The sequence below is a fragment of the Streptomyces sp. NPDC050085 genome, assembly GCF_044460595.1.
Lineage (GTDB): Bacteria > Actinomycetota > Actinomycetes > Streptomycetales > Streptomycetaceae > Streptomyces.
In genome coordinates this window covers 240,123-263,557 of the sequence record NZ_JBITJZ010000008.1, presented here as the reverse complement: position 1 = coordinate 263,557, position 23,435 = coordinate 240,123, and the positions used below count along the sequence as shown (strand labels likewise).

Below are 23,435 nucleotides of genomic sequence, written 5' to 3'. Positions count from 1 at the left end.
GCTACCTTGGGAGCAGGCCCTAGTCCGCCCTTAGTCCATCCCTCCGGGAGAGCGTCATGGCCCCGAACGAAGCCCAGCGGCAGTACAACGTCCACGACGCCAAGACCCACTTCTCCCGGATCCTGCAACTGGTCGAGACAGGGGAAGAGGTCATCATCAGCCGCGCCGGGCAGCCGGTCGCGAAGGTGGTGCCCCTCCACCCCACCGTGCGGCGGACCGCACGGGGCAGCCTTCGGTCTCCGGTGGTCTTCCATGACGACTTCGACGACCTGTCCGACGACGACGGGTTCGCCGAGGCCTTCGGACTGCGGGAGGGCCCCGCGTGAAGCTTCTCGCCGACACACACGTGGTGATCTGGTGGCTGCTCGACTCCCCGGAGCTCTCCGACGACGTCAAGGAGTTACTGGACACCGAGTCATCGGCCTATGTCAGTGCGGTCACCCCATGGGAAATTGCCGTCAAGCAGGCGCTCGGCAAGATGGACGCACCGGATGACCTGCCTGAGCGAGCCCGAGACTGCCAGCTGAAGGCGCTCCCGATCTCGCTGGACCACGGCATGCGCGCCGGCCGCCTCCCGCTGCTGCACCGCGACCCCTTCGACCGCATGCTCGTCGCCCAGGCCCAGGCGGAGGGCCTGACGATCATCACGCGCGACGCGTGGATCCCGAAGTACGACGTCCAGGTCATGCGCGCCTGAGCCGGCAGCCGGCCGACAGACGGTCGACAGCCACAAGGGGCCCGGGAAGCGCAAGCTCCCCGGGCCCCTTCTCGTACGACCGACGGAGTCAGTCCGTCGCGATCGCGTTCAGCACGTTCATCCGGCCCGCCCGGAACGCCGGGATCAGGGCCGCGAACAGGCCCACGAAGGCCGAGGCGACGAAGACACCGATGATCGTCGGCCACGGGATCTCCAGGACCTTCAGGCCCTCCAGAGCCAGCAGCTTCTGGGCCGTCGCGCCCCAGCCCATGCCGAGGCCGAGGCCGAGGAGGGCGCCGAAGAGGGCGATGACCACCGACTCCAGGCGGATCATGCGGCGCAGCTGGCGGCGGGAGAGGCCGATGGCGCGCATCAGGCCGATCTCGCGGGTCCGCTCGACGACCGAGAGGGCCAGGGTGTTCACGACGCCGAGCACCGCCACGATGATCGCCAGGGCCAGGAGGCCGTAGATCATGTTCAGGAGCTGGCCGATCTGGTCCTTCAGGGTCTGCTTGTAGTCGGTCTGGTCCTTGACCTTGACGGTCGGGTCGGACGCGACGGACTTCTTGAGCGCCGCGTACGCCTGGTCGGCCTTGCCGTCGGCCGCCTTGGCGAACATCATCCCGTTCAGCGGCACCCGGTCCGCCGGCAGGTACGCGGTCGCGGTCGCGATGTTCGTGTACATCGCGCCCTTGTCGAAGACCGTGTCGTCGGACGTGATCGCCGCGATGCGCAGCTTCGCCGTCCGGCCGTGGTCGAAGGCGACGGTCATCGTGTCGCCGACCTCGAGGTGGTTCTTCTTCGCGAACTCGGAGCCGACCGACATCGCGTTCTTCCCGTACGCCGCCGTCAGCTCACCCGAGGTGGCCTCGCGGCGCAGGTCCTGGGCGTAGGACGGGCTGGCCGCGACCAGTTCCTCGTCCTCCTTCACCCCGTTCGGCGCGGTCAGCGTCGTCTTGACGTACTTGACCTCGGTGACGTGGGCGATGTCCCCGGACGCCGTGGTCTTCTTCAGGGCCGCGGCGGCCTGCGGCGTGATGACGCCGTTGCTGGGTTCCACGATGAAGTCCGCGCCGACCGACTTGTCGAGCTGGTCGGTGGCCGAGGCGACCATCGAGGAGCCGACGACCGAGAGGCAGGCGACGAGCGCGAGGCCGATCATGAGGGCCGCACCCGTGGCTCCCGTACGCCGCGGGTTGCGCAGCGCGTTGCGCTCGGCCATCCGTCCGACGGGCCCGAAGAAGCGGAGCAGTACGGCGCTGAGGACGCGGACGACACCGCCGGCGAGCAGCGGGCCGACGACGACGAAGCCGATGAGCGAGGCGACGATGCCGAGGCCGAGCCAGAGCGAGCCCTGGCTGGCCTTGTCGGCCTGGGTCGCGAGGTAGAGGGCGCATCCGCCGCCGCCCGTGAGGACGGTGCCGATGATCCCGCGGACGACTCCGGCCTTGGTGTCGGCGGGCGTGCCCGCGTCCCGCAGGGCCGCCATCGGGGAGACCTTGCCGGCCCGGCGTGCGGGCAGGTAGGCGGCGAGGACGGTGACGACGATGCCGAGCAGCAGCCCGATCGCCGGGGTCGTCCACTTCACGGTGAGGTCGTCGGTGGACAGGTCCATGCCCGCAGCGGACATCAGCTTCATCAGGCCGATGGCGAGGCCGACGCCCGCGCCGACGCCCACGACGGAGCCGACGACGCCGAGCAGCAGCGCCTCGACGAGCACCGACCGGTTGACCTGCTTGCGGCTGGATCCGATGGCGCGCATCAGGCCGATCTCGCGGGTCCGCTGGGCGACCAGCATCGAGAACGTGTTGATGATCAGGAAGATGCCGACGAGGAACGCGATCCCGGCGAAGCCGAGCAGCGCGTACTTGATGACGTCCATGAAGCCGGAGACGTCGGAGGCGTTGGCGTCCGCCGCTTCCTTCTGCGTCTGGATCTTGTACGCGCCGCCGCTGCCGAGCGTGTCCTTGACGTTCTGCTTGACCTGGGCGTCGGTGTACCCGGCGGCCGCGACGACGTTGATCTGGGTGAACTGCCCGGTCTTGCCGATGAGTTCACGCTGGGCAGTGGCGGTGTCGAAGTAGACGACGGCCGCGCCCGGGTTGGTGACCTTGAAGGAGGCGATGCCGACGATCCTCGCCTTGAGGTCGCCGGTGGCGGCGATGGTGCGCAGCTCGTCGCCGATCTTCAGGTGGTGCTTCTTCGCGGTGTCGGCGTCGACCATCACCTCGGTCGGGCCGCGCGGCGAGTGGCCCGAGGTGATCTCCATGGAGCGGAGGTCGTTCCTGGTCCAGTTGCCCGCGATGGTCGGGGCGCCGTTCTCGGAGCCCATGTTCTTGTTGGCGGAGTTCACGACGGTCACGTTCATCGAACTGACCGCGCCCTCGGCCGACTTGACGCCCTTCGCCTTCGCCACGGTGGCGATGGTGGCCGCGGGCAGCGACTCGGGGCGGCCCGTCGCGCTGCCCTCGGTCTTGGCGTCCTTAGGGCTGACCGTGACGTCGGAGGACGTCGCCGTGAACAGCTTGTCGAAGGTCTTGTCCATCGTGTCCGTGAACACGAGCGTCCCGCAGACGAAGGCCACGGACAGCAGCACGGCGACCGCGGAGAGGGCCATGCGGCCCTTGTGCGCGAAGAAGTTGCGCAGGGAGGTCTTCATGACCGTGTTGGCACTCATGACGTCAGTCCTGGGAGGTCGGCTCCGGCGCGCGGCCGGTGGGCGTCGAGGGGCGGTCGGCGGTCCGCAGGCCCAACAGGCGTGCTGCCAGGCCTGGTTGAGGTGCGGTCGGCGGTCTTCACGACGTACGCCCCCGCGCGTCGAAGTCCTTCATGCGGTCGAGGACGGCGTCGGCGGTCGGCCGGTACATCTCGTCGACGATGCGGCCGTCGGCGAGGTACAGGACGCGGTCCGCGTACGAGGCGGCGACCGGGTCGTGCGTGACCATCACGATGGTCTGGCCGAGCTCGTCGACCGAGCGGCGCAGGAAGCCGAGCACCTCGGCGCCCGCGCGGGAGTCCAGGTTTCCGGTCGGCTCGTCACCGAAGATGATCTCGGGCCGGGCGGCCAACGCCCGTGCCACGGCGACGCGTTGCTGCTGGCCGCCGGAGAGCTGGGTGGGCCGGTGCTTGAGCCGCTCGGCGAGGCCGACGGTCGTGACGACGCGGTCCAGCCACTGCCGGTCCGGCTTGCGGCCCGCGATGTCCATCGGGAGCGTGATGTTCTCGAGCGCGTTCAGCGTGGGCAGCAGGTTGAACGCCTGGAAGATGAAGCCGATCCGGTCCCGGCGCAGCTGCGTGAGCTTCTTGTCCTTCAGGCCGGTGATCTCGGTCTCGTCGAGGTAGATCTGCCCGGACGAGACCGTGTCGAGTCCGGCGAGGCAGTGCATCAGCGTCGACTTGCCGGAGCCGGACGGGCCCATGATCGCGGTGAACTGCCCGCGCGCAATGTCCACGTCGACGTGGTCGAGGGCAACGACGCGGGTCTCCCCCGACCCGTACGCCTTGACGACCTGCCGCGCCCTGGCGGCAACGGCCGTACGCCCTCCAGTGCCCCCGTGCCTGGGAATGCTTACAGCCGTTGTCACGGTTCTTCTCCTATGTCGGTTACCCACATCCCGCAGCGGTCTGCGGTACGCGTACAAGTCTGGTGATGCGGGGCCCCGGGCGCCCTGGTGGAAGTCACCGTCTTTCCCGGGGGAAAACCCCACCCCTGAACGGTAGGAAGAACCCCCGCACCCCCTCGTCCTCCGGGGGGAGGAACCGCCCCCGGTCCGTTGTACGGAGGTCCCCCTAGGGGAGGTCCACCCCTCGGTGGAGCCCTACTCAGGGTCGCCTCCACCCGCATAAGCTCCCGACCGGAGATACGTGCAGGGGGAACGAAATGCAGGGGGAACGGATGCAGCGGGCTCGGACGCCGGGGAAGAACAACACGGCGGTCGTCGCCGCGCTGATGCTGAGCATGGCGCTCGCCGCGCTCGACTCGACGATCGTGTCCACCGCGGTCCCGCAGATCGTCGGCGACCTCGGCGGCTTCTCCGTCTTCTCCTGGCTGTTCTCCGGCTATCTGCTCGCGGTGACCGTCACGCTCCCCGTCTACGGAAAGCTGTCGGACACCCTCGGCCGCAAGCCGGTCCTCGTCGCGGGCAGCGTGCTGTTCCTGGTGGGTTCCCTGCTGTGCGCATCGGCGTGGAACATGGCGGCCCTGATCGCGTTCCGGGTGATCCAGGGCCTGGGCGGCGGCGCGATCCAGGGCACGGTGCAGACGCTCGCCGCGGATCTGTACCCCTTGGCCGAACGCCCCAAGATCCAGGCCAAGTTGTCGACGGTGTGGGCCACGTCCTCCGTCCTCGGCCCGGCGCTCGGCGGCCTGCTCGCCTCGACCGGGGGCTGGCGCTGGATCTTCCTCGTCAACCTGCCGATCGGCGCCGTCGCGCTCCTCTTCGTCGTACGCCATCTGCACGAGCCGCCGCGCGAGCGCGGCCCGCGCGCCCGGATCGACTGGGCGGGCGCGCTCGCGGTGTTCGCGGCGGGCGGCGTCCTGCTGACGTGGCTGGTGCAGGGCGGAGTGGCGTGGTCCTGGACGTCACCGCCCTCAACGGCCCTTCTCTGTACGGGACTTGCCCTCGTCGCGGCGGTCGTGGTCATCGAGCGCAGGGCGGCCGAACCCATCCTCCCGGGCTGGGTGTGGCGACGGCGCACCATCGCCGCCGTGAACCTCTCCCTGGCCGCGCTCGGCCTCCTCATGGTCGCCCCCACCACCTTCCTGCCCACCTACGCGCAGTCGGTCCTCGGCCTCTCTCCCACGGCGGCCGGCTTCGTGCTGTCCGTGATGACGCTGAGCTGGCCGGTCTCGGCGGCCCTGAGCCAGCACGTCTACCGCAGGATCGGCTTCCGCGACACGGCCGCGCTCGGCATGACGGCGGCCCTCGCGGTCCTCGCCGCGTTCCCCCTGCTCCCCTACCCCGGGTCGGTCTGGCAGCCGGTCCTGCTCAGCCTGCTGCTCGGGGCGGCCCTCGGCCTGTTCCAGCTCCCGCTGATCGTGGGCGTCCAGTCCACGGTCGGCTGGGCGGAGCGCGGCACGGCCACCGCCTCGATCCTCTTCTACCGCCAGATCGGGCAGACCGTCGGCGCGGCCCTGTTCGGCGCGGTCGCCAACTCGGTGATCTCCTCGCACCTCGGCAGCGGCACCGACCTGGACTCGGTGGCCCGCAACTCCGGGACCGGTCCCGTGCGCCGGGCGATCGACGCGGCCGTCGACTCGGTCTACATCGGCGCGGCCTGCGCGGCGGCGCTCGCCCTCTTCGTCCTCGTCCTGCTCGCGCCGCGCCGCTTCCCGGTCCTGACGGCGGACCCCTCGGATGCCCACTCGCGGGAGCCGGACCGCCCCACCAGTTCGCCCGAACCCTCCCCCAACTCCCGTACCTCCGAGTAGCGTTCCGGCTTCCCACGCACTCCTCACGCACTCCCTGCGGTCCGCTCCCCCGGCGGGCCCGAGCCACGCAAGGAGAACGGGATGCCGCACCGCGCCCACCGCTCGCACGCGCACCGCCTCCCCCGCCACCCCGACCTGCCCGCACCCACCGGACCGAGCGCCGATCTGCGGCTCCTGCGCACGGCGTACCGCTGGCAGCGGCGCGTCGCCACCCTCACCGCACTCGGCTACTTCGTCGCCTTCCTCCTTCTCTCGGCGTTCGCCCCGTCCCTGATGAACCGCGCGGTCACCGGCGGCCTGTCCACGGGACTCCTGATCGGCCTGTGCCAACTCCCCGTCACCTGCGTGGCGTTGATGGTGTACGAGGCCACGGCCGCACGCCGGGTGGATCCGCTCGCGCACCGGCTGCGCCGGATCGGCGGCGGTGCGCGATGAGTACGTCGTCACAGTCGCTGTCCCTGGTGGCGTTCACCGCGGTGGCGACGGCCACGCTCCTGCTGTCCGTCGTGACCAGCCCCGACCGTGACGACCTGGAGACGTTCTACACGGGCTTCGGCCGCCTGACGCCGCTGCGCAACGGCCTGGCGATCGCGGGCGACTACCTCTCCGCGGCGACGGTCCTCGCGACCACCGGCATCATCGCGCTGGTCGGCTACGACGGAGTGGTCCTGGCCCTGAGCACGGCGCTCTCCCTGATGCTCCTGATGTTCCTGCTGGCCGAACCGCTGCGCAACGCGGGCCTGTTCACCATGGGCGACGTCCTGGCACGCCGGATGCCGGGCCGGGCCACGCGCATGGCGGCCTGCACGGTGACGCTGGCGGCGCTCCTGCCGCTCATGCTGGTCCAACTGGCGGGAGCGGGCGACCTGTTGGCGTTCCTCCTCGGCTTCAACAGCGGGGCGTTCAAAACGGTCTCGGTCATCGCGCTGGGCGCGCTGATGATCAGCTACGCGGCGATCGGCGGCATGAAGGGCACCGCCCTCATCCAGATCCTCAAGATCGTGATGCTGCTCGGTTCGGGCGCGGTGGCCGCGGCGCTGATCCTGCACCGCTTCGACTGGAACCCGGGCGAGCTGCTCGCGGCGGCGGCCCGGGGCAGCGGCGCGGGCCGCGCGTACCTCACCTCGGGCCTGCAGTTCACGGACAGCGCGGCGCCCCGCCTCGACATGATCAGCTCCGAACTGACCGTGGTGCTCGGCGGCGCCGCCCTCCCCCACGTCACGATGCGCATGTACACGGCCCGCAACGCCAGGGAGATACGCCGCTCCCTGTCCTGGGCGGTCTCATCGGTGGCCGTGGTCATCCTCATCGTCTCGGTCATCGGGTTCGGCGCGGCGGCGCTGGTGGGCCGTACGTCGATCACGACGGCGAACGCCCAGGGCAACACGGCGTTCCTGCTGGGCGCGCGAGCGGCGTTCGAGACCCTGGCCTCGACGACCCGCTCCCTCCTCTTCACTGCGGTCACCACGGCGATCTTCCTGACGCTGCTCGCGTCGGTGGCGGGCATGATCCTGGCCTGCGCGAACTCGCTGGCCCACGACGTGTTCGCGTACCGGCGCCGCCCGTTGTCCGCCCGCGCCGAACTGAGGACGGCCCGCATCTGCGCCCTGGCGGTGGGCGCCCCCGCCATCGCCCTGGCCACGCTGGTCCAGCACCACAACCTCCAGCCCCTGGCCACCCTCTCCTTCTGCCTGGGCGCGTCGGCCCTGGCCCCCGCCCTCGTCTACGGCCTCTTCTGGCGCCGCTACACGCGAACGGGCCTGCTGTGGACGCTGATCGGCGGGACGGTGACGTGCCTGATCCTGATGACGGGCACGAACCTGGTCTCGGGCACACCGACGTCGGCGCTCCCGGGCCGCGACTTCAACTGGTTCCCGTTCACGACACCGGGCCTGGTGTCGATCCCGCTCGGCTTCGCGTTCGGCTGGCTGGGATCGGTCCTGACGCCGCCCCGGAAGGCGGCGGAGCAGCGGCGGCAGTACGAGGCGGTGGAGGGCTGGATCCTGGCGGGGGCGGCGGGCCAGGGCCCGCCCCGCGCACCGACCCGCCGCGAGGGCTGACCGCCGACTACTGACAGGTCAGGTCAGCCGCGTCCGCCGCCGAGCCAACTCCCTTATTTCTCCGGGCAGTTCCTCGACCTCGACCAGCCGGATCAGCAGCTCCGGCTGGAGCGTCATCGCCCGAAAGGTCAGCTCGACGCTCACCTCATGGTCCGGCCGGTGCACGACCTCGACCGGGTCACCGGCACGGATCTCCCCCTCGGTGACGACCCGCAGATACGCGCCCGGCACCGCGGCCCGCGTGAACCGCTTGATCCAGCCCGCACGCTCCAGCCAGCCCTGGAACGTGGCGCACGGAATACGCGGACACGCCACTTCCAGCACCACATCGCCCCCGACCCGCCAACGCTCCCCGATCAGGGCGCCGTTGACGTCCACGCCCTCAGTGGTCAGGTTCTCCCCGAAGACCCCGCTCGCCAGGCCCCGGCCGAACTCGCCCTCCCAACGGTCGAGATCCTCCCGGGCATACGCATAGACAGCCTGATCGGTACCACCGTGATTCTGCACGTCATAGACCCGGTCCCCCACCAGCCCGACGGCACCGTCCCCCTTGGGCCCGGGCACCACAACGCCGACCGGCCCGTCGACCGGCCGCTTGTCGATGCCGGTGACACTGAGCCCCTTCCACGGATTGGCCCGCGGCCTACCGATGTTCACGGACAGCAGCTTCATGCCGGTGACGATACGGGCCACTGGGGTCCGGGGCTGCGCAATTTCCCACTGGTGGCAGGCAGTTCGGGGCGGCTGGGGGGGGTAGAAGATGGGCGCCACCGCACTTGAAACACTGCGGTCATGCCCTCTCTGGTCACTCCGCTGATACCCGCCGGCTCTCTCGCCGACAGCCCCCAGCCGTCACTGCCCGTCGCGGGTGGACTGCTGGCGAGGCCGTGGCGGCTGACGGACGCCGGCGCCGTCGTACGGGTCTTCCAGGACCCGGCGATCCAGCGCTGGCACCTGAAGCGGGCCGACTCGGAGGACGAGGCCCGGGAGTGGATCGCGCAGTGGCAGCGCGGCTGGCAGGACGAGGTCGCGGCGCACTGGACCGTCGTCGACGCGGGCACCGACGAGGTCCTGGGCCGGGTCTCGCTCCAGTCGCTGATCCTGACCGGCGGCCAGGCAGAGATCTCGTACTGGACGGCCCCCGCAGCACGCGGCACCGGCATCGCGTCCCGCTCGGTCGCCGCGGTATCGGACTGGGCCCTGAACGAAGCGGGCTTCCGCCGACTGGAACTCGGCCACTCCACTGTCAATCAGGCGTCGTGCGGAGTCGCGGCCAGGGCGGGATTCGAGCCGGAAGGTGTGCGCCGCAAGGCGTTGCTGCATGCGGACGGGTTGCACGACATGCATCTGCATGCCCGGGTCCGCTAGTGACTCGTCGAACCTGCCCGCCCGTCGCCCCCGGGCGAGGCTGTTCCATAAGCTGTCGGTTCTGTTGGCCGCCGCCGCGCTGAGCGCCGCCGGAATGCTGGCGACCACCGGCGCGGCCCATGCGGACGCCGTCATCCAGATCACCGACTCGGCCGACCCGGTCGCGGTCAACACCCCCTACGACTACGTCGTCAACCCCAATACCAACTGCTTCGCGGTCGGCGCCGCCGCGGAGTGCGGCAACGCCGGCTTCCACGGCACCTCCGAAACCATCACACTGACCGGGCTGCCCATCGACCCGGTCGAGGAGACCACCGGCGCCGGGCAGTCCAGCCTGACCTGCAACGCGGCCACCGACACGTACCCCTGTGTGTGGAAGACCGACAGCGCCTGGAAGAACACCTGCCGCACCTTCGGCCTGAAGCCGGCCGACAGCAGCGACCACTACGCCACCTTCAAGTTCAGCTGACCCACCCAGAATCCGTCCGGCCCGACTGACTCTGTCGTCGACAGGTCCCTGCCTGACCAGCAGACGCCGAACCGGGTTTCCCCAGCGCACCGGCGGCCCGTGCGGGAGTTCGCGTCCCGCACGGGCCGCCAACGCGCGGCGCGCGAGCACGTACGCTTCCTGGCCGCCGAACTCTTCACGGCGGACAGGTCCGCCTACGCACGGCCCCACTGTCAGTGCCCGCTGCTACGTTCGTTCGCCAAGGGCACATACGCATACGCGAGTGGGGAACGGGGCAGCAGGCATGGGCGCATCCGGCTGGGACTACTACGTGCCGTACCGGGAGGACATCGGGGCTGCTCTGGCCGGTCTTCGTCAGGAGGTCTTCGACGCACAGGACTACTACTGGGACCCGTGGGACGAGGACGCCCCGGACCGCTCCCGCACCCGCCCCGCCACCATCGAAGAGCTGTGGGAGGACGAGGGCGTCCAGGAAGAAGGGACGCATTCGATCCTCGACATGGAGCGGGTCCTGCGCCCCGGCGAGCAGCCCGACTACGGCACGGTCGAGCCGGTCCGGCCCGAGGAGGCCCGGCGTCTCACCGGCACGGACGTGCTCACCCGCGAGCACATACAGGCGATAGAGCCGCTGGCCGCACGCCGCTGGTTCGGGCGGGTCGCCGTGCTGCACGACTCGGCCGGGCTGCCCCGGGAGTTGTACTTCTGGGGGTTCTCGGGAGACTGACCCCATGGCACCAGACGACCAGGAAGCGCTCTCCGGCGGCCACATCCACCAGGTCGTACGCGTCGCGGACACCGTGCGCCGCACCCCCACCCCACGATCCGCCTACGTACACGAACTCCTCGCCCTGTTCGAGGAGCGCGGCTGGCCCGGCGCCCCCCGGTTCCTCGGGGTCGACGAGCAGCGGCGGGAGATCCTCGGGTTCCTGCCCGGGCGGGCGGCGTTGGGGCCGGAGGAGCGGCGGGCCGCGCGTACCGATGAGGGTCTCGCCCAACTGGCCGTTCTCGTAAGGGACTTCCATGACCTGACCGCCGGGTCGGACCTCGCCGGCGGCCACGAAGTCGTCTGCCACAACGACCTCGACCCCCGGAACACCATCTATGCCACGGAAGGCGACACCTGGCGGCCCCTCGCCTTCGTGGACTGGGACCTGGCCGCCCCGGGACGGCGCATCGAGGACGTCGCCCACGTCTGCTGGCAGTACCTCGAACTCGGGCCGGGGATCGAGGACACCGCCGACGCCTCCCGGCAGATGCGGCTGATCTGCGATGCGTACGGGCTTGCGCGCAGCGGGCGTGCCACCCTCCTCGACACCGTGCTGGCGTGGCAGGACCGCTGCCATCGGGGGATCGACGCCGCCGCCGAGCGCGGTGACCCCGCGATGGTGCGGCTGCGCGCGCTCGGGGTCGTGGAGGAGGTGCGGGCCGCGCAGCGGTGGGTCGCGGCGCACCGCTGCGCGCTGGCGGCGCAGCTGTGAGCAACCCGAGCCCCTCAGTGCCCGGCCGTGCGGGTGCAGGACGCCGCCGAGCGCCGCGGCCCCGCGGCTACGCGGCCCGCGGCCCCGCGCACACCGCCGCCCGCGTCACCAGCTTGCGGTGCGGGCCGAGCATGTCGACGTCCCAGTACTCGTGGTCGTATCCGATGCCGAGCGCCACGATGTCGCGGCTCATCAGCGCCTTGTAGAGGCCGTTGTCGGGTGACGGGTCGGTGGCCAGGTCGGCGAAGCGGCCGTCGTGGTGGTAGCCGGAGAGCATGTACTCGGAGATGTATCCGGAGTAGAGCCCGGCGTCGTCGAGGCGGTCGCGCAGCTCGCGGCCGTCACTGCCGACGGTGGTGAGCTCGCCGCGCGCCGCCATGTCCTTCGCGTGCGCGCGCGCCACCTGGGACGCCTTGTCGGAGATCCGCAGGGCCGGCCGGTGGTTGGCCTCCCGCTCCGCGTTGATCTCGCAGACGATGCGGTCGACGTCGGGGTAGTAGGCGCGCACCTGCGATTGCGCCTGCTCCCGCGTCTGCGTCTGCACCTGCGCCTGCGCCTGTGCCGGAAGGGCGGCCCCCACTCCGAGAAGTCCGCTCGCCACGGCCACGGCCACCATCCGAGCCATCCGCTTCACGTTCACACTGCCACCTCTCCTGAGGGCCGGTTTGCCCCGAGAAGTGTGTCAATGCCCGTACGCATACGGCGTATTCGACATGCGGCGGCGGCCTACGCCTTGTCCAGCCGCTCCGCCATCGCCGCCCGCCGCGCGAACACGTCCTCCCGCAGCTCCGCCATCTCCCGCAGCGCGTCCCGGCGTTCGCGCTTCGCGAGCCGGTCGAGGTAGAGGCGGCCGTACAGGTGGTCCGTCTCGTGCTGCAGGCAGCGGGCGAAGTAGCCGCGCCCCTCCACCACCAGCGGGTTGCCGTCCATGTCCTGGCCGCGGACGACCGCGTGGTCGGCGCGGGCCAGCGGCTTGTACGGGCCGGGGACCGACAGGCAGCCCTCCATCTCCTCGACCAGGCGGCGGCTCGCGAGCGGCTCCTCGTCCAGGACCGGGTTCGCGATGTGGCCGGTGTGCCGTACGCCCCAGTCGTCCTCCATGTCCCAGACGAACAGCTGCAGGTCCACGTCCACCTGGTTCGCGGCGATCGCCGCACCGTGCGCGACGTGGTTCGTGGCGAACATGTCGTCGATCAGGCGCGCCAGTTCCGGCGTGCCGAACTCCGCGTCCGTGACCGGCCTGCAGCGGCGCCGCAGCACCTCTTCGCCGACCACGGTGATGCGCCGCACCGTCCCCCGCTCGACCTCCGGCAACAGCCGCCCTTCGCCCATGACGTCCTCAACCCCTCGCCCCGTACCGGCACTTGACCAACTCCTTTGCAAAGTAGCACTCTTTGCAAAGTGACCGACGAAGACCTCGCCACCGACGAAGACCTCGCCACCGACAAAGACCTCACGGGAGACACCGGCCGGGCCGCCCGCCCCCTCCCCGACCACCCGCTGCGCATCGCCCTGCTCGACCTGCTCGCCGAGTGGGGCACCGTCACGTCCTCGCAGGCCGCGGCGCGGCTCGGGCAGAGCTCGGGCCTGTGCTCGTTCCATCTGCGCCGGCTCGCCGAGCACGGCCTCATCGAGGAGGCCTCGCACAACGGCGGGCGGGTGCGGCCGTGGCGGCTGCGCTGGGACGACCCGCGGCAGTCGGCCCGGGCCGCCGAGCGCACCCTGGACGCCGTCCTGCACCTGACGCCCGACGAGCTCGATCAACTTGCCGACGGCATCGCGCAGTTGACCGCGCCGTACGAACGGCGCCGGTCCCTTCCGCCCGGCGCGGGCCCGGTGTCGATCACGGCCCGGCTCCGCCCGACTCCGTCCGCACCCGGCGACGTAGCGTCAAATGCCGCTCACCAGCCGTGAATTGTGAGCAAAGAATGAAGAGAATGATCGAGTTTTTTCACATCAGGCTTTCAAAGGTCACGGGAAGGTCACTAGGGTCGGAGGTCGAACCCGCCTTCGGATGAAGAGGAGCTCGCCTTCGTGGCGTCCCACCGTCGACCCAAGCAACCGAACCGCGCCCGCGTGACACTGCTCACCGCGACCGCCGCCGCAGCCGTGGCACTCACCTCGCAGGCCGCCAACGCGGCCCCCAAGCCATCGAAGAGCGAGGTCAAGGCCAAGGTCGACAAGCTCTACGAAGAGGCCGAGCGCGCCACCAACCAGTACGACGGCGCCAAGGAGAAGCAGGAGAAGCTGGAGAAGGAGATCGGCGCGCTCCAGGACAAGGTGGCGCGCGAGCAGGAGGAGCTCAACGAACTGCGCAAGGGCCTCGGCGCGATGGCCAGCGAGCAGTACCGCACCGGCGGGATCGACCCCTCCGTCCAGCTGTTCCTCTCCGCCGACCCGGACGACTACCTCGACAGGGCGGCCACCCTCGACTCGCTGTCCGCGCAGCAGCTCGAGTCGCTGAAGAAGGTCCAGGCGAAGCAGCGCACGCTGGCCCAGGAGCGCTCGGAGGCGGCAGGCAAGCTCAAGGACCTCTCCGAGACCCGCACCGAACTCGGCAAGAAGAAGCGGGAGATCCAGGGCAAGCTCAGCAAGGCGCAGAAGCTGCTCAACACGCTGACCACCGCCGAGCGCCGGCAGATGGCCGACGACGACGCACGCGCCAGCCGCTCCTCGGCGGGCCGCGTCGACCTCGGCAACGAGCAGGCCGCCTCCCGGTTCGGTGCCGCCGCCCTGAACGCCGCCGCCACCCAGATAGGCAAGCCGTACGCCCGCGGCATGACCGGACCCAACTCGTACGACTGCTCGGGCCTGACGCAGTGGGCGTACGGGCAGGCCGGGGTCCAGATATCCCGGGTCACGTACACGCAGGCCAACGAGGGGCCCCGGCTCGGCATGAGTCAGCTCAAGCCCGGCGACCTGGTCTTCTTCAGCAACACCGAGCACGTCGGCCTCTACGCGGGCGGCGGCCAGGTGCTGCACGCCCCGCACCCGGGCGCGTACGTGCGCTACGAGTCGATGAGCACGGTCGGACCGTTCCAGTTCGGGGTCCGCGTCACCGGCTGACCGGGGCCTGGCCGGTGAGTGGATCGTGCTCGTCCCTCAGGGCACGAGCACGATCCACTCACCGGCCCCGGCCCCCGTGTCGGCGGCCCACGCCCGGCCGGCCTCGGCCAGCGGCATCGGCACGGGCCGCACCGTGAGGGCGCCGGCCGCGATCTCGGCGGCCAGCGCGGGCAGTTCGGACACGATGGCGGCGGTGGGGACGGAGCCCTGGCCGCTGCCGAGGACGCGCAGGTTCGCCTTGCGCAGGAGGGCGGAGGGCAAGGCACCGGCACTCACCAGGTACCTACGCGCTGCCTACGCGCCGCTCACTCGGCCGGAGCCCGCCCGGTCAGAGCGGCCAGCGAACTCCGCACGTGATCCATGTGGGCCCGCACCTCGTCCCAGGCCTCCCCGTGCTCGCGCAACACCCGCTCCGTGTCGCGAGACACCCGCTCCTCCTTGGCACGGGCCTGCGCCAGCAGTTCCGCCGCCGTCGCCTCCGCGTCCTCCTGCCCGTGCCGCGCCGCCTCCCGGGCCTCCGCGAACGCCCGCTTCGCCTCCGAGAGCCGCTCCTCGGCCGCGGTGACCCCGGCCGCCTCCCACGCGTCGACCGCGGCCTCCCGCTCGGCGGTCTCCCGCTCGAACGCCTCGGCCCGCTCGGCGTGCTCCTTGGCCTGGTCGGCGAGGACCCCTTCGCAGCGCTGCCGCATCTCGCGCAGCGCGGCCAGGGCCTCGCCCCGCATCTCCTTCACGTCCTGGCGCGCGGCCACCCGCAGTTCGTCGGCGGCGGCCCGCCCGGCCGTCTCCCGGCGCCGGGCCCGCTCCTCGGCCTCGCCGCGCACCTCGTCGGCGTACGCCCGGGCACTCTCGCGCACCTCGCGGCCCGCCGCCCGAGCCGCCTCCGTCAAGGCCTGCGCCTCGGTCTGCGCCGTGTGCCGGACGGCGCGGGCCTCTTCCTCGGTGAGCTCCAGCAGGTACTGCGCGCGCTTGCCGAGCGTGTCGTACGTCTGCGGGGCGAGCTGGGCGACGACCGTGCGCAGCCGCTCGGCCTCCGCCTCCATCTGCTTGTGCAGAACGGTCAGCCGGGCGGCCCGCTCCCACGCGTCGTCGCGGGACTGCGACAGCTGCGCCGCACGCTCCTCCACCTGCTCGGGACGGTAACCACGGCCACTGCGCCCCTTGGTGACGACGAAACCGTGCGGCGACGGCGCCGATGCACTCATCTCGATCCCCTCTGCGACGTTCTGCGCGATTGGCGCACATCTTTGTGGATCAAGCGGAAGCGTCCATAACGCGACACACGTGAGCGCACATGAACACACCACCCGACCTACCCGGTCAAGGATGCGTCAATTGCTGTCGAAAGTCGGAATCGTGGTGTCGTCGCGCAGCGCGGCGAAGAGTTGATCGGCCTCGCCCTGGTTCCATTCGACGACGTCCCCGACCCCTGCGACGTAGGGCTCACTGCCCACCGGCACGGTCGTCGTGGCCGCCAGATCGGACATCTTGAGGCCCATCGTGCCCAGTGATCCGATGCCGGTGCCCTCGTCGACGGTGAGCGCGTCGAGGGAGGCGCTCAGGAACGGGATCAGCTTCCACGGCGGGATCAGGACCCCCGCGCTCAGCGCCTTGTCGGCGATCGCGTCGACCAGCTGCCGCTGGCGCTTGACCCGGCCGAGGTCGCCCTGCGGGTCGGAGTAGCGGGCCCGCGCGTACTGCAGGGCCTGCACCCCGTCCATGTGCTGACAGCCCGCGTCGAAGTCGGCCCCGGACTTCTCGTCGTGCAGACCCCCGTCCGGTACGCAGATGGTGACGCCGCCGAGCGAGTCGACGACGTCCACCAGACCGAGGAAGTTGATCTCCGCGTAGTGGTCGAGGTGCAGACCGGTCGCCTGCTCCACGGTCCGGGTGAGCAGCGGTGCGCCGCCGAGCGCGTACGCCGCGTTGATCTTGTTCTTGCCGTGACCGGGGACGGACACGTACGAGTCGCGGGGGATCGAGATCAGGTACGGGCCGCTGTCCCCGTAGTGCAGGAGCATGATCGTGTCGGTGTTCAGGCCCTGGTCGTTGCCGACGTGCAGTTCCTTGCGCTGTTCGGGCGTCAGGTTCGCGCGCGAGTCGGAGCCGACGAGCAGCCAGTCCGTGCCCTTGCCCGCCGTCGGACGGCCGGAGTAGTCGGTGAAGGCCTTGGTGGTCTGCAGCCGGGAATCCGCCCAGAAGTACAGGGCCGTGCCGTATCCGACGAGCAGCACCAGGACGACGAGCAGCGTCAGCAGCACGCGCTTGGGCCAGCGCCGCTTCTTCGTCGCCCCGGTCTGCGTCCGTCTGCCCGCCATGACCGCATGATCGGGGTGCCCGACCGATTCCGCAGGTCGAGCGCCCCGATCACGTCCGGTCCTACGTGGCTACAGCAGGCCGTCCCACATCTGCTCGAGCAGCACCGACCACCAGGTCTCGGGCGAGCCGAGGGCGGCCGGGTCGAGCGCGTTCAGCTGGGCCTGGAAGTCGACGGTCCAGCGGCCCGCCTGCTCCTGGTTCAGGCCGTAGCGCAGGCGCCACATGCGGCCGAGCAGGCCGAGCGAGCGCGCGAACTCCGGCAGCCCGCTGTTCACGAACTGCGGCGGCACGGGGGCGCCGCCCGGACCGGCCTCGACCGGCACGGCCACGATGTGCGCCGTCCCGTACTGGACGCAGATCGCCTTGCCGAAGTCGGAGCCCATCACCAGGTACGAGCCCGCGTCCGACGCCGGGGCCACCCCGCGCTCCTGCGCGAGCTCGGCCAGCGTCGGCACCGGGCGGCCCGGCTGGGCCTGCGCCCAGAAGAACGGCCCGAAGTCGGCGGGGAGTCCGGCCACGACGAGCGTGTGCGCGACGACGTCCGGGACGCCCTGGCGCGACACGGCCCGCTGGTCGAACCGGAAGACGCCGGGCCCGAAGGCCGCGGCCAGCTCCTGCGCGATGGCCTCCGGCGGGACCGGCGGCGACGGCTGCGCGGGCGGCAGCGGCGCCCGCACCGGGGCGAGCCGCGCGGGACCGTCGGCGACCTGGTGCAACTCGCCCTGGTGCGCGATGAGTTGCTGCATGCCCTGCTGACGCGAGGCGTGATCGGTGCCGTACGGGGCGATCGAGGTGATCCGCGCCTGCGGCCACTGCTCCTTGATCATGCGCGCGCAGTACGCACCGGGCAGCGCACAGGACTCCAGCTCGGTGTGGAGCTCGAGGACCTGGTCCGCCGGTACGTTCATGCCGCGCAGCTCGTGGAAGATCTGCCACTCCGGGTGCGGCGTACCGGGCGCGGACCGCCGGATGAGCTGCTGCTCGGAGCCGTCGGGCGCGCGGTAGCGCAGCACGGCCTGGTAGCCGGGGCCGACGGTCGGCTGCCCCGTGGGCTGCTGCGGATAGCCGTACGCCGGGGGCGGACCGCCGGGGATCTGCTGCCCCGGGACGGGCGGCGGCATGGCGCCGGGCGGCGGGACGGCGGCACCGGGACCCGCGAGCATCGTGGCGGCGTGGTGGACGCCGCCGCCGGGAGGCGGCGGGGTGTGACCACCACCGGGCACACCGGGCGGACCCGGGGGCGGCGGGGTGTGACCACCGGGCGCTCCCGGTACGCCGGGCGGACCGGGCGGCGGCGGCGCCTGGCCGGGCGCACCGGGGCCGCCGACGGCCGGACCTGCCAGCATCGTCGCCGCGTGGTGCACACCGCCACCGGGAGGCGGCGGCGTCGACCCGGGCGGGGCCGGAGGCGTGGGAGCGGCAGGCGCGGGAGCGGCAGGCGCGCCGGGCGGCGTGACCTGCGGCTGCCCGTCGGGACCGAGCGAGGACACCATCTGCGTAGGGATGTACCCCCCGGCCGGAGCGCTGGGCGCACTGGGCGCACTGGGCGCACTGGGAGCACCGGGAGCACCGGGCGTGCCGGGCGCACCCGGCACCCCGGGCGCGCTGGGCGGCGGCGGAGTCTGCGCACCGCCACCGCGCGGACCGCGCGGCGGGGGCCCCGCCTTGCTGGTGGCGACGTCCGCGATGTCCCCGGCACCGGGCGCGAGCGGCCGCCCGGAGGCGTCCCGCGGCGCGCCCTGGGCGGGCGGCGGCGTCGAACTCACGGGAGGCGGCGGGGTGTTGGCCCCGGGCGCCCCACCGGGGTACCCGTACGACGGCACGGCGCCGGGCGGCGGCGTGGCCGGCACGGCCGTACCCGGCACCGGAGGCGGCATCGCGGCGGGCGTGTCACCGAGCGCCGGTGCCACCGCGGTCGGCGGGAGCTGGCTGCCGCCCGAGATCAGGGCGGTCTTGGCGTCGGCGGGGACGGGCGGCGGTGTGTCCTCGGACAGCGGCGGCGAGAAGACGGTCTGGGGCAGCGGCACCGAACGGTCGTCCTCGTCACCCGCGCCGTTCGTGTCCGTACCGGCCCAGGGCGTCGCACCGACCGGGGCGGCGGGCGAGGGGACCTGCGGCTCGACGGGGGCACGCACCGACTCGGGCACCGAATCGGCAGGCGCGGCAGGCGAGTTGGCGGCGGGGGTGGAGGCGGCAGGGGTGGAGGAGGACTGGGTGGAAGAGGACGCCGAACGGCGGTCCGGAATCCCCAGCTTGTCCGCCGCCTCCTGAAGCCACTCGGGCGGACTCAGCAGGAACGACGTCTGGTTCAGGTCCACCCGCTCGGGCGGTCGCGGCGCGGCCGGCTCCGCGGACGCCTCCGGCAGCCCGTACTCCTCCTCGTACCGCCTGATCACCTCGCCCACGGGCAGCGCGGGCCACAGCGTCGCCTCGCCGGAGTCGCGGGCGATGACGAGCCGCTGGCGGCCGCCGTCGGACACCGGACCGGTCTCCCGGTCCTCGGCCCACACCACGAAGCCCAGCTCGAACTCCCGCACCCGCACCTCGCGGTGCTGGTACGCGGGCACCTCTCCGTTGATCCATTCCTCGGCGCGCTCCTGCGCCTGCGCGAAGGTCACCATCGCGAGCTCACTCCCCACCCTCGACCGGGACGGCGCGGGCGAAGCCGCCGTCCACCATCAAGTTCGCCACCGTCTCCAACTCCGGCGGATTTCCCGCCAGTCGGGACAGGAAGGCATCGAAGTCGTCACCGCACGGCAGCAGCAGCCGTGCCACCCGGTCGGCCACCGTCCAGGACGCGGTGTCGGCGTCGTCGCGCGCGTCGTCGTACGCGCAGAACCACACGGACCCGATCGCCGAGCCCTTCACCTTCACCGCGAGGATGCCGCCCTGCACGAAGCCGACGCCGAGGTAGTCCTTCGTCAGGTGATCGCGCAGACACTTGTTGACGTAGACCAGGTCGTTGACCGCCGCCTCGTCGCGCACCGTGAAGAACGGCTGGTCGATCAGCAGCCCCAACTCGGCGTCCAGCGCGGTCCCGACGGGCGCGCACCCGCCACCGGCCTTGAGGAACGAGCGGTACGCGCCGGGCAGCCGGTACCCCAAGTCCTCTTCCACACCGAGCACTTGACTCTCCGTCACCGCGACCGCCGACTTCGGCAGGCCGAAGTGCGCGGGCCGGGTGTCCTGCAGCGGACGCGTGCCCCGCTTGTGCTGGTCCACCGCCGCCGTCGCGAGCCCGCCGTGATGACGCAGCAACGCCTTCACCTCCACGGGCACCAGCTCCAGGCGGCGCGAGGCGCGCACGTGGTGCCAGGTCCAGCCGTGCGGCGTCGCCACCGGCGGAATCGTGTCCCACAGCTCGTGGCCCGTCGCGGCGAGCGCCGCGTTCGCCGACACGTAGTCCGTGAGCCGCAGCTCGTCGACGCCGAAACCCTCGGGCGGCTCCGCGATCTCGGCCGCGGCGCGCGCGTACGCCGAGAAGTCCGGATAGCCGTCGCCGTCCACCCGCACCCCTCTCGGGTGCCTGGCGGCGCGGACCGGGTCCGGGAAGTTCACTACCTGCCCGGCATAGGCCGCGTTCGGCGGCGCGGTCTGCTGCCCGAGCCGACCTGTCGTCATGGCGGTTGCCCCCTGCGGCGCTGTGGACGGTTCTGGTGTTCCCTGCTTGTTCCTTGGTCGTGACAGCCTATGCGGTTGTACGACACCGGTCACCGGCGCTCCGGTTCCATGACCAGCAGTCACCCCACTGTCACCACCCCGTGACGATCGGGCGTGTCGTGGGGTACCGGCTTCCGCACCAGCCGTCCCATTTGGCACTCTGTGCAGGCAACCTGGGGGATTGCAGGAGGGGAAGCACCACATGAACACCGGCACCGCAGAACCACCCGCGCCCGCGGACGCGCCGCCCGGCGGCGATCCTCGCGTGGGCTGGAGCGCCACCGACCAGAGCGCGGCCCCCGTGCTGCGCGGCCGCCGCGACGGCATCCTGCCCGCCGTCGCCGCCGCCCTCTCGGTGCGCGGCACCACCCTCACCTCGACCGCGGCCCGGGGCGAACAGCCGCCCGGTCTGCACCCGTTGGTCCAGGATTTCCTCGATACGCTCACCAGCGCGCAGCGCGACCGCTTCACCGGGCGCTGCGCCGAGACCATCCTCGTCTCGCGCCACCTCGAGGCCGCCGACGCCGAGCGCACCGAGAAGTCGAAGCGGGCCCGGCGCAGACCCATGACCATGAGCGAGGCCCGCAAGGCCCTCAAGCACGCCAAGCTCACCACCCGCCGCATCCGCGAGGACGGGGACCCGCTGCACGGCGGCTTCGCCCGGCCCTGCCGCGCCTGCGCCGCGCTGACGGCCCACTTCGGCGTCCACGTGGTCGAGCCCACCGCCGAGACCGCCGACAGCGAGGCCGCCCACTGATGCCCAACTCCCGCGCCGCGGACCGCACTTCGAGCACCCGCTTCACCGTTCCCGTCGACGCCGCGCTGCGGGCCGCCGGCTGGCAGCCCGGGCGCTGGGACATCAAGCAGGCCGAGTTCTGGGCCGACGCCCTGCGCACCCACGTCTCCCCCGCGGGCCACCGGCACGCCGTCTTCCCGGCGGCGGTCGAGGCCTGGGCCGAGTTCGGCGGCCTCCACCTCACGCCCACCGGGCCCGGCCGCCAGATAGCCCCGTCCCAGCCGCACCTCGACCCGCTGCACGGCCTGCACATGGCCCGCACGCTCGGCGACCTGGGCCGCGCCCTCGACACGGAGGTCTGCCCGCTCGGCGCGGAGTCCGGCTCGGAGGCCCTCCTGGCCATCGACACGGAGGGCCGCGTCTACGCCCTCGACCACAGCGGCGACTGGTACCTGGGCCCGTCGATCGACCACGCCCTGGAAACCTTGACCACGGGGGTCCAGCCGATTCGGCTCCAGCCGTCGCCGTAACTTCGCCGGTCACGTCGCCGACTCACGGTGCGTGGGGCTTCTCGCGCGGGGCTGTGTCATTAGCGGCTCCGCCGCGGGGCGCGACCAGCCACGACGGCGGGCGCACCCGGCGACGAACCCGCACCCGGCAGACGCGCCCCCGCTAGGCCGCTAGGCCGCTAGGCCGCAGGCAAAACCGCCGACACCCGATACCCACCCGCATCCGTCGGCCCGGACACGAACACACCCCCGAGATCGGCGACCCGCTCCTTCATCCCGATCAGCCCGTTGCCCCCCGAGGGAAGACCGGCCGCCGAGGCCGCCGCAGGCACCGGCGGCGGCTCGTTCTCCACCTGCATCGCCACCTCGGCCCCGCGGTGTGCGAGACGGACGTACGTCTTCGCACCGGCCGCGTGCTTGTGCACGTTCGTCAGCGCTTCCTGCACCACCCGGTACGCCGTCTGCTCCACGGCCGCCGCATACGCCCGCACCTGGCCCTCGACCTGCATCTCGACGACCATTCCGGCGGCCCGCGACTGCCCCACCAGCTCGTCGAGCTCGGCCAGACACGGCCCGTCGCCCGCCTCGTCCATGGCCCGCGAGGCAGCCGCCGCTGCGGCCGCGCCCACCGCCTCCAGCGGTACGGCCACCCGCTCCGGCGCGGGATCCCCGGACCGCAGCACGCCGAGCATCTCCCTGAGCTCGGTGAGCGCCTGGCGGCCCATGTCCCCGACCAGCGCGGCGTTCTTCACGGCCTTCTCGGGGTCCTTCCTGGCCACCGCCTGCAGCGCCGCGGCGTGCACCACCATGAGCGAGACCCGGTGGGCGACCACGTCGTGCATCTCGCGCGCGATCCGGGTCCGCTCCTCGCCGCGCGCCCACTCGGCCCGCTCCTCGGCCCGCTCCGCGAGCAGCAGCAGCTCCCGCTCGAGCGACTCGTTGCGCTCCTGCAGCGACTCCATCAGGCGGCGCCTGGCACCGACGTAGAGGCCGAGCAGCAGGGGTGGAGCCGTGAGCCCGAGGGACGTGGTGATGGCGACGAACGGCACGAACCAGCCGCCCACCTGGAACCGGTCGCCGGCCGCCATGTCCTGCTGCGCCCGCACCACCGACACGATCAGCGTCCCGGCGAAGGACATCCCGGCGAGGGCGCCGATGATCCGCCGCGGCATCTCCGACGCCGCCAGCGAGTAGAGGCCGACGATGGTGAGCAGCACGCCCATCTGGGCCGGCGTCACCGCCACCGACACGAGGACCACGGCGATCGGCCAGCGCCGCCGCAGCAGCAGCGTCGCACCCGTGAGGACACCGAAGACGATCCCCACCGAGGCCGGCAGACCGGCCTTGTGCGCGAACGGCACCCCTTCGAACGCGCACTCCACCGCGGAGGCCACGCCGAGCCCCACGTCCAGCACGGCAGCACGCCGCCGCTCCCACCACCACGGCCCCCCGGCCGTGGCTCGGTGCACTTCCCCCGTCGCGGTCATGCCTCAAGACTACGGGCGCACCCGTCCCGATTTCCGGTGAGTTCTGCGGACTGGCCTACACCACTCCGTCGCATGGTCCGTCGCATGGGAGGCCCTTGGTACGGCATAGTGTTGGGTGCCTGATCGACCGACCTGGGCAAATGTCCGGTTCTGTTGAG

At 71.8% G+C, this 23,435-nt stretch carries 24 protein-coding genes; 13 read left to right on the top strand and 11 right to left on the bottom strand.

All coding sequences use genetic code 11. The features are described 5' to 3' along the window. Positions 1-56: 56 nt before the first annotated feature. Together ACIBUY_RS28810 and ACIBUY_RS28805 are read left to right on the top strand one after the other, a co-directional pair. On the top strand, positions 57-326 hold the full coding sequence (locus tag ACIBUY_RS28810) for a type II toxin-antitoxin system prevent-host-death family antitoxin (protein WP_365566243.1): 270 nt from the start codon (positions 57-59) through the stop codon (positions 324-326). Then, positions 323-697: a type II toxin-antitoxin system VapC family toxin gene (locus ACIBUY_RS28805; protein WP_365566241.1), complete on the top strand. Its 375-nt coding sequence runs from the start codon at positions 323-325 to the stop codon at positions 695-697. Before ACIBUY_RS28810 ends, ACIBUY_RS28805 begins: the two co-directional genes overlap by 4 nt. Positions 698-785: 88 nt before the next feature. On the opposite strand, the gene ACIBUY_RS28800 is transcribed toward ACIBUY_RS28805, so the two are convergent. After that, positions 786-3,374, bottom strand: coding sequence for an FtsX-like permease family protein (locus tag ACIBUY_RS28800; RefSeq protein ID WP_365566239.1), 2,589 nt, complete (start codon positions 3,372-3,374; stop codon positions 786-788). 118 nt (positions 3,375-3,492) lie between these two features. Beyond that, positions 3,493-4,281 (bottom strand): ABC transporter ATP-binding protein, encoded by a 789-nt coding sequence (locus ACIBUY_RS28795; RefSeq protein WP_365566237.1) that lies wholly within the window; start codon positions 4,279-4,281, stop codon positions 3,493-3,495. Positions 4,282-4,592: 311 nt separating this feature from the next. On the opposite strand from ACIBUY_RS28795, the gene ACIBUY_RS28790 reads away from it, so the two are divergent. The 3 genes from ACIBUY_RS28790 to ACIBUY_RS28780 all read left to right on the top strand — a co-directional run bounded on the left by ACIBUY_RS28790 (position 4,593) and on the right by ACIBUY_RS28780 (position 8,188). After that, positions 4,593-6,128, top strand: a complete 1,536-nt coding sequence (locus ACIBUY_RS28790) for an MDR family MFS transporter (RefSeq protein ID WP_399154177.1) — start codon at positions 4,593-4,595, stop codon at positions 6,126-6,128. A gap of 81 nt (positions 6,129-6,209) precedes the next feature. Then, positions 6,210-6,563, top strand: a complete 354-nt coding sequence (locus ACIBUY_RS28785; RefSeq protein WP_365566233.1) for a DUF485 domain-containing protein — start codon at positions 6,210-6,212, stop codon at positions 6,561-6,563. Further along, a complete protein-coding gene (locus ACIBUY_RS28780; protein ID WP_399154176.1) occupies positions 6,560-8,188 on the top strand; it encodes a cation acetate symporter in 1,629 nt (542 codons plus the stop codon). Before ACIBUY_RS28785 ends, ACIBUY_RS28780 begins: the two co-directional genes overlap by 4 nt. A gap of 18 nt (positions 8,189-8,206) precedes the next feature. On the opposite strand, the gene ACIBUY_RS28775 is transcribed toward ACIBUY_RS28780, so the two are convergent. Continuing rightward, on the bottom strand, positions 8,207-8,860 hold the full coding sequence (locus ACIBUY_RS28775) for an MOSC domain-containing protein (protein WP_399154175.1): 654 nt from the start codon (positions 8,858-8,860) through the stop codon (positions 8,207-8,209). Positions 8,861-8,980: 120 nt separating this feature from the next. On the opposite strand from ACIBUY_RS28775, the gene ACIBUY_RS28770 reads away from it, so the two are divergent. The 4 genes from ACIBUY_RS28770 to ACIBUY_RS28755 all read left to right on the top strand — a co-directional run bounded on the left by ACIBUY_RS28770 (position 8,981) and on the right by ACIBUY_RS28755 (position 11,503). After that, complete coding sequence (locus ACIBUY_RS28770; protein WP_399154174.1) at positions 8,981-9,556, top strand: GNAT family N-acetyltransferase; 576 nt, start codon at positions 8,981-8,983, stop codon at positions 9,554-9,556. Between the two features lie 64 nt (positions 9,557-9,620). Continuing rightward, complete coding sequence (locus tag ACIBUY_RS28765; protein ID WP_399154173.1) at positions 9,621-10,025, top strand: PxKF domain-containing protein; 405 nt, start codon at positions 9,621-9,623, stop codon at positions 10,023-10,025. 283 nt (positions 10,026-10,308) lie between these two features. Further along, positions 10,309-10,749, top strand: a complete 441-nt coding sequence (locus ACIBUY_RS28760) for a hypothetical protein (RefSeq protein ID WP_365566225.1) — start codon at positions 10,309-10,311, stop codon at positions 10,747-10,749. Between the two features lie 4 nt (positions 10,750-10,753). Continuing rightward, positions 10,754-11,503 carry a phosphotransferase family protein gene (locus ACIBUY_RS28755; RefSeq protein WP_399154172.1) on the top strand — a complete coding sequence of 250 codons (750 nt, stop codon included), beginning with the start codon at positions 10,754-10,756 and terminating at the stop codon, positions 11,501-11,503. Between the two features lie 67 nt (positions 11,504-11,570). Here the strand turns inward: ACIBUY_RS28755 and ACIBUY_RS28750 are convergent, their stop codons facing one another. Both ACIBUY_RS28750 and def read right to left on the bottom strand, forming a co-directional pair. Beyond that, a complete protein-coding gene (locus tag ACIBUY_RS28750) occupies positions 11,571-12,128 on the bottom strand; it encodes a CAP domain-containing protein (RefSeq protein ID WP_365566446.1) in 558 nt (185 codons plus the stop codon). Between the two features lie 101 nt (positions 12,129-12,229). Further along, on the bottom strand, positions 12,230-12,835 hold the full coding sequence (gene def, locus ACIBUY_RS28745) for a peptide deformylase (protein WP_365566222.1): 606 nt from the start codon (positions 12,833-12,835) through the stop codon (positions 12,230-12,232). A gap of 69 nt (positions 12,836-12,904) precedes the next feature. Between def and ACIBUY_RS28740 the strand changes: the two genes are divergently transcribed. Then, the gene (locus ACIBUY_RS28740; RefSeq protein WP_399154171.1) at positions 12,905-13,417 is read left to right on the top strand and encodes a helix-turn-helix domain-containing protein; all 513 of its coding nucleotides are present in this window, start codon (positions 12,905-12,907) and stop codon (positions 13,415-13,417) included. Positions 13,418-13,537: 120 nt separating this feature from the next. Further along, on the top strand, positions 13,538-14,569 hold the full coding sequence (locus tag ACIBUY_RS28735; protein WP_365566219.1) for an NlpC/P60 family protein: 1,032 nt from the start codon (positions 13,538-13,540) through the stop codon (positions 14,567-14,569). Positions 14,570-14,605: 36 nt separating this feature from the next. Here the strand turns inward: ACIBUY_RS28735 and ACIBUY_RS28730 are convergent, their stop codons facing one another. The 5 genes from ACIBUY_RS28730 to ACIBUY_RS28710 all read right to left on the bottom strand — a co-directional run bounded on the left by ACIBUY_RS28730 (position 14,606) and on the right by ACIBUY_RS28710 (position 20,506). Beyond that, a complete protein-coding gene (locus ACIBUY_RS28730; protein WP_399154170.1) occupies positions 14,606-14,830 on the bottom strand; it encodes a hypothetical protein in 225 nt (74 codons plus the stop codon). Between the two features lie 44 nt (positions 14,831-14,874). Further along, complete coding sequence (locus tag ACIBUY_RS28725; protein ID WP_365566216.1) at positions 14,875-15,771, bottom strand: cellulose-binding protein; 897 nt, start codon at positions 15,769-15,771, stop codon at positions 14,875-14,877. Between the two features lie 126 nt (positions 15,772-15,897). After that, on the bottom strand, positions 15,898-16,884 hold the full coding sequence (locus tag ACIBUY_RS28720) for an LCP family protein (protein WP_365566215.1): 987 nt from the start codon (positions 16,882-16,884) through the stop codon (positions 15,898-15,900). 69 nt (positions 16,885-16,953) lie between these two features. Beyond that, entirely contained in the window at positions 16,954-19,506 is a 2,553-nt protein-coding gene (locus ACIBUY_RS28715; RefSeq protein WP_399154169.1) for an SUKH-4 family immunity protein, read from the bottom strand. Positions 19,507-19,513: 7 nt separating this feature from the next. Then, on the bottom strand, positions 19,514-20,506 hold the full coding sequence (locus ACIBUY_RS28710; protein WP_365566212.1) for an SMI1/KNR4 family protein: 993 nt from the start codon (positions 20,504-20,506) through the stop codon (positions 19,514-19,516). A 241-nt stretch (positions 20,507-20,747) separates the two neighbouring features. Here ACIBUY_RS28710 and ACIBUY_RS28705 point away from each other — a divergent pair, with 241 nt between their 5' ends. Next, entirely contained in the window at positions 20,748-21,302 is a 555-nt protein-coding gene (locus tag ACIBUY_RS28705; RefSeq protein ID WP_365566211.1) for a YwqJ-related putative deaminase, read from the top strand. Further along, entirely contained in the window at positions 21,302-21,811 is a 510-nt protein-coding gene (locus ACIBUY_RS28700; RefSeq protein ID WP_399154168.1) for an SUKH-3 domain-containing protein, read from the top strand. The genes ACIBUY_RS28705 and ACIBUY_RS28700 overlap by 1 nt, the downstream gene beginning before the upstream one ends. A 158-nt stretch (positions 21,812-21,969) precedes the next feature. Here ACIBUY_RS28700 and ACIBUY_RS28695 read toward each other — a convergent pair whose 3' ends face one another. Then, on the bottom strand, positions 21,970-23,277 hold the full coding sequence (locus ACIBUY_RS28695) for a histidine kinase (protein WP_365566208.1): 1,308 nt from the start codon (positions 23,275-23,277) through the stop codon (positions 21,970-21,972). Between the last annotated feature and the right edge of the window lie 158 nt (positions 23,278-23,435).

What these genes read in the sequence shown, in the direction of transcription:
- ACIBUY_RS28810 (WP_365566243.1), top strand. Translation starts at nt 57, where the DNA reads ATGGCCCCGAACGAAGCCCAGCGGCAGTACAACGTCCACGACGCCAAG.
- ACIBUY_RS28800 (WP_365566239.1), bottom strand. Translation starts at nt 3,374, where the DNA reads ATGAGTGCCAACACGGTCATGAAGACCTCCCTGCGCAACTTCTTCGCG.
- ACIBUY_RS28790 (WP_399154177.1), top strand. Translation starts at nt 4,593, where the DNA reads ATGCAGCGGGCTCGGACGCCGGGGAAGAACAACACGGCGGTCGTCGCC.
- ACIBUY_RS28785 (WP_365566233.1), top strand. Translation starts at nt 6,210, where the DNA reads ATGCCGCACCGCGCCCACCGCTCGCACGCGCACCGCCTCCCCCGCCAC.
- ACIBUY_RS28780 (WP_399154176.1), top strand. Translation starts at nt 6,560, where the DNA reads ATGAGTACGTCGTCACAGTCGCTGTCCCTGGTGGCGTTCACCGCGGTG.
- ACIBUY_RS28775 (WP_399154175.1), bottom strand. Translation starts at nt 8,860, where the DNA reads ATGAAGCTGCTGTCCGTGAACATCGGTAGGCCGCGGGCCAATCCGTGG.
- ACIBUY_RS28770 (WP_399154174.1), top strand. Translation starts at nt 8,981, where the DNA reads ATGCCCTCTCTGGTCACTCCGCTGATACCCGCCGGCTCTCTCGCCGAC.
- ACIBUY_RS28760 (WP_365566225.1), top strand. Translation starts at nt 10,309, where the DNA reads ATGGGCGCATCCGGCTGGGACTACTACGTGCCGTACCGGGAGGACATC.
- ACIBUY_RS28755 (WP_399154172.1), top strand. Translation starts at nt 10,754, where the DNA reads ATGGCACCAGACGACCAGGAAGCGCTCTCCGGCGGCCACATCCACCAG.
- ACIBUY_RS28750 (WP_365566446.1), bottom strand. Translation starts at nt 12,128, where the DNA reads ATGGCTCGGATGGTGGCCGTGGCCGTGGCGAGCGGACTTCTCGGAGTG.
- def (WP_365566222.1), bottom strand. Translation starts at nt 12,835, where the DNA reads ATGGGCGAAGGGCGGCTGTTGCCGGAGGTCGAGCGGGGGACGGTGCGG.
- ACIBUY_RS28725 (WP_365566216.1), bottom strand. Translation starts at nt 15,771, where the DNA reads ATGAGTGCATCGGCGCCGTCGCCGCACGGTTTCGTCGTCACCAAGGGG.
- ACIBUY_RS28720 (WP_365566215.1), bottom strand. Translation starts at nt 16,884, where the DNA reads ATGGCGGGCAGACGGACGCAGACCGGGGCGACGAAGAAGCGGCGCTGG.
- ACIBUY_RS28715 (WP_399154169.1), bottom strand. Translation starts at nt 19,506, where the DNA reads ATGGTGACCTTCGCGCAGGCGCAGGAGCGCGCCGAGGAATGGATCAAC.
- ACIBUY_RS28710 (WP_365566212.1), bottom strand. Translation starts at nt 20,506, where the DNA reads ATGACGACAGGTCGGCTCGGGCAGCAGACCGCGCCGCCGAACGCGGCC.
- ACIBUY_RS28705 (WP_365566211.1), top strand. Translation starts at nt 20,748, where the DNA reads ATGAACACCGGCACCGCAGAACCACCCGCGCCCGCGGACGCGCCGCCC.
- ACIBUY_RS28700 (WP_399154168.1), top strand. Translation starts at nt 21,302, where the DNA reads ATGCCCAACTCCCGCGCCGCGGACCGCACTTCGAGCACCCGCTTCACC.
- ACIBUY_RS28695 (WP_365566208.1), bottom strand. Translation starts at nt 23,277, where the DNA reads ATGACCGCGACGGGGGAAGTGCACCGAGCCACGGCCGGGGGGCCGTGG.